This window comes from Shewanella sp. 4t3-1-2LB (assembly GCF_017368415.1).
Taxonomy (GTDB): Bacteria; Pseudomonadota; Gammaproteobacteria; order Enterobacterales; family Shewanellaceae; genus Shewanella; species Shewanella fodinae.
Window position 1 is genome coordinate 1 of record NZ_JAFNJD010000179.1, and the last position, 255, is coordinate 255.

General features: G+C 50.6%; 1 protein-coding gene. It reads left to right on the top strand.

Annotated features, from left to right (window positions below; translation table 11 throughout):
- Positions 1-255, top strand: a 255-nt coding sequence (locus J3L11_RS19200) for a transposase domain-containing protein (RefSeq protein ID WP_207572020.1), incomplete at both ends; no start/stop codon positions are given.

Genomic DNA, 255 nt, shown 5'->3' on the forward strand with positions numbered 1-255 from the left:
TGGCTAATGGCTATGCGCCCAACACTGAACAACTAGGCCAACTGAGTGATATCTTGTGTCCAGATTTCATCTCGCAATGCCTTGAAACATCTGGAGTAGCGACCATTCGCAAACGTCGACTACCTCTTGAACAAGCTGTTTGGGCTGTCATTGCGATGGCAATGTATCGCCAAGAGCCTGTTTGGAGCATCGTCGGCAAAGCGCAATTGATGTTGCCCGGTAAGAAGCCGCTTGTTGCACCCAGCGCAGTTGTTC